Raw genomic sequence first — 3,078 nt, 5'->3', positions numbered from 1 at the left:
GCACAAGCTCGCGCGGCGCATCAAGGCCGGCTCGGTCTGGGTCAACATGTACCACGCCATCGACCCGGCCGTGCCGTTCGGCGGCATGAAGATGTCCGGCTACGGCCGCGAAGGCGGCGTCGAGCATCTGCACGAATATCTGGAAACCAAGTCAGTATGGATCCAGACTGACTAAACCGAACGCGCCGGAAACGTCAGTGGGCGAGCTCGCGCAGATTGGTGCGGATCAGGTTCATCAGTTGCTCGGAAAAAGAGTGATGCACATAGCCCCGCGCGGTGATGATGGTCGATGCCGCGGCCGACCACAATCAGACCCATGCCGACTGCCAGCGTGCCGAGGATCGAGACGTTCTTGAGGATGGCGATGATGTTCCCTTGGCTCAGGAAATTGTCGAGCGTCGCCGAGAATACGATGAAGAGGACGATCGAGATCGCAACGACCACGAGTTCCTGCGACGCCTTGAAGCCAAGGCGCCTGCCGTCCGATTTGCCCGAACCAGGCATTTTCTTCCTCCCAGGCAGCCTGTGGTTGGCGCCTTCCTCAGGCGACTGGCTGCTCCGGAATCCTCCCAAGACACCCGAGCCGTTCGCCTCGTTGGGACAATTACGACTGGAGAGGCAGCGGACAATTTCGTTTTTCTGACACGCTGTGCAGTTTGCTGGCGCGCGAGGCCTATCCGGAGCCGATGTCGCGCTGCGCCTTCAGGGCCGAGAGCGGTCTGACAGCCAATATGCGTGAAGCGGTCCGCGTCGTGCAGGTTGGCGAAAGAAGAGAGGTTCTTCAGTCGAAGAAGCCCGCATCCTCTTCCCTGAGATATTTCCTGGCTGCTTCGGCGTCGATATCGAGGCCTAGCCCCGGCGCTTCCAGCAGGTCCACCATGCTGTCCTTAACGATCTGCGACGGCAGGCCGATGACGAGGTCCTCCCACCAGGGGTCGGAGGCGCTCGGATACTCGAAGGCGATGTAGTTGGCAGGCAAGGTGGCGCAGACATTGATAAGCGCACCGAGGCCGAGCAGGCCGTTCGCGGTTCCGTGCGGCGCCATCAGGATCAAGTGCATGTAAGCGTGCTCGGCAACCCATTTGAGCTCGGCAATGCCGCCGATATCGGCAGGATCGGGGCCGATGACGCGCACCGCCTGTGTCTCGCTCAGCTCCTTGAAATTGTGCCGCAGGTAGATCTGCTCACCGGTATGGATCGGCGTCGAGGTGGAGGTGGTCAGCTCCCGATAGGCCTGCGGATTGACCCACGGCACGTAGTCGCCGGTCAGCATGTCCTCGAGCCACATCAAATTGTATTTCTCGACCGCGCGAGCGAACTTGATCGCGTCAGGCAGCATCCAACCCGGGCCGCAGTCGAGGGCCAGACTGACCTTGTCGGCCAGCACCTCCTTCATCGCGATCACGCAGTCGAGCATATGATTGAAACCGCGCTCGCTGATCACGCCCTGATCCATGGCACCGTGATAGCCGGCCTTCTTCTGCGTCACCCCGTAGTGGAAGCCTTCGATAGAGTCCTTCATATTGGAGTGGAACGAGATTCCCTGCTTGATCATGAAGAAGTTCTGCGGCTGCTCCATCATCCATTTGACGTCGGCGGCGTAATCCTCCGGCCGGTCGCCCGAGCGCTTCCGGCGGATCGAGCCGTTGTAGACGCGCACCTTGTCGCGCACCTTGCCGCCAAGCAGTTTGTAGACCGGCACGCCCGCGGCCTTGCCGGCAATGTCCCACAGCGCGTGCTCGATGGCGCTTACCGCCGCGCCATAGGGCTTGAACGAGCCGCGCTGGCGGATCTTCAGCATCACCCGCTCGACATCGGTCGGATCCTCGCCGATCAGCGCCTCGCGGAAGTGCAGCACAAAGGGCTTGAGGTAGGTCTTGGTGTACTCCACCTCGCCCAGACCGTAGAGGCCCTCGTCAGTGACGACGCGAACGATGGGATGCCGCCCAATGACAGCGCAGCGCAGGTCGATGATCTTCATGGCGCGGTCCTATTTCACAGACGAGAAAGCTGTCGGCGTGAGCAGCTGGCTGTTGATATTGGCAATGATCTGCCCGTCGCGCTCAGACTCGTCCCGGGCCCTGTGCCATGCCGGATCGGTGACGAAAGCCGCCCATTTCGCCTCACGCTCGGCCAGCGATTCCCAGGCGAGGAAATAGGTGAGGCGATTGCTGTTTTCGCCGATCGCCGTGGTGAAAAACCCGGCTTGGCGGATGCCATGCCTCTCCCAGATGGCCAGCGTTTGGTCGGAAAAACGCTTGAGCAAAGCCGGCAGCCTGCCCGGCAGGCAGTCATAGATACGCAGTTCGTAGATCATGGTTTCGTCCGTTTCTTTCTTCACCTCTCCCTTGGGAGAGGTCGACACGAATGGTCGGTCGTTGGCCCTGTGAGCCTGGGGGAATGAGGGCAGAGGGCCTGGGCTAACTCCAGGTCCGGTCCCAGCTATACTCATTGTCCCAATGCTCGGTGGATTGCCATATCCCCGTGACACCGGGCTGCAGATGCTGGCTGATCACCTCGTCGACCACATCGTCTATGCCCAGCCCCGGTCTGTCCGGAACGGTGATGAAGCCGTCCTTCACAAGCGGCTTGGGAAGGCCTGTGACGATGTCATCCCACCAGTCGACATCGGCGGAATGGTATTCGAGCGCCATGAAGTTCTCGGTCGCGGTCGCGACATGCGCCGCGGCCATCGCGGCGATCGGGCTTTCGGCCATGTGGATCGCCATCGCAACGCCGTGGTCCTGCGCCATGTCGCCGATCTTCTTGGTCTCGAGGATGCCGCCGCTGGTGAGCAGGTCCGGGTGGATTATGGAGAGGCCGCCGCTCTTCAGCAGAGGCTCGAAACCCTCCTTGAGATAAATATCCTCGCCGGTGCAGATCGGCACCGAGGTCGCTTGCTGCAATTGCCGGTACTGCTCGGTGTACTGCCAGGGGATCACGTCCTCGAGCCAAGCCGGCACGTATTTCTCGATACGGCGCGACAGGCGAATGCCGTCCTGCAGCGAGATGTGGCCGACATGATCGATGGCTAAAGGGATCTCGTAGCCGATGACCTCGCGAACCTCGTGGATATAC

5 protein-coding genes are annotated in these 3,078 nt (G+C 61.1%); 1 reads left to right on the top strand and 4 read right to left on the bottom strand.

The window, feature by feature from the left end:
• Positions 1 to 175 (top strand): aldehyde dehydrogenase family protein (locus tag EOA38_RS32020; protein WP_127301105.1); only part of this gene is annotated, 175 nt, incomplete at its 5' end.
• Here the strand turns inward: EOA38_RS32020 and EOA38_RS32015 are convergent.
• The 4 genes from EOA38_RS32015 to EOA38_RS32000 form a co-directional block, all read right to left on the bottom strand.
• Positions 172 to 504 (bottom strand): hypothetical protein, encoded by a 333-nt coding sequence (locus tag EOA38_RS32015; RefSeq protein WP_189435056.1) that lies wholly within the window; start codon positions 502 to 504, stop codon positions 172 to 174. The genes EOA38_RS32020 and EOA38_RS32015 overlap by 4 nt on opposite strands.
• A gap of 277 nt (positions 505 to 781) precedes the next feature.
• On the bottom strand, positions 782 to 1,981 hold the full coding sequence (locus EOA38_RS32010) for a mandelate racemase/muconate lactonizing enzyme family protein (protein ID WP_127301104.1): 1,200 nt from the start codon (positions 1,979 to 1,981) through the stop codon (positions 782 to 784).
• Between the two features lie 9 nt (positions 1,982 to 1,990).
• Positions 1,991 to 2,317 (bottom strand): NIPSNAP family protein, encoded by a 327-nt coding sequence (locus tag EOA38_RS32005; protein ID WP_127301103.1) that lies wholly within the window; start codon positions 2,315 to 2,317, stop codon positions 1,991 to 1,993.
• A 103-nt stretch (positions 2,318 to 2,420) separates the two neighbouring features.
• Positions 2,421 to 3,078, bottom strand: a 658-nt coding sequence (locus tag EOA38_RS32000; protein WP_281060135.1) for an enolase C-terminal domain-like protein, incomplete at its 5' end; no start/stop codon positions are given.

It is taken from the genome of Mesorhizobium sp. M1E.F.Ca.ET.041.01.1.1 (assembly GCF_003997355.1).
Lineage (GTDB): Bacteria > Pseudomonadota > Alphaproteobacteria > Rhizobiales > Rhizobiaceae > Mesorhizobium.
Note: the sequence above shows the minus strand (reverse complement) of the source record. Positions and strands in the feature narration are given on the sequence as shown.

Bases quoted from the DNA above. Each gene is read 5' to 3' on its own strand.
- EOA38_RS32015 (WP_189435056.1), bottom strand. From the start codon at position 504: ATGCCTGGTTCGGGCAAATCGGACGGCAGGCGCCTTGGCTTCAAGGCG.
- EOA38_RS32010 (WP_127301104.1), bottom strand. From the start codon at position 1,981: ATGAAGATCATCGACCTGCGCTGCGCTGTCATTGGGCGGCATCCCATC.
- EOA38_RS32005 (WP_127301103.1), bottom strand. From the start codon at position 2,317: ATGATCTACGAACTGCGTATCTATGACTGCCTGCCGGGCAGGCTGCCG.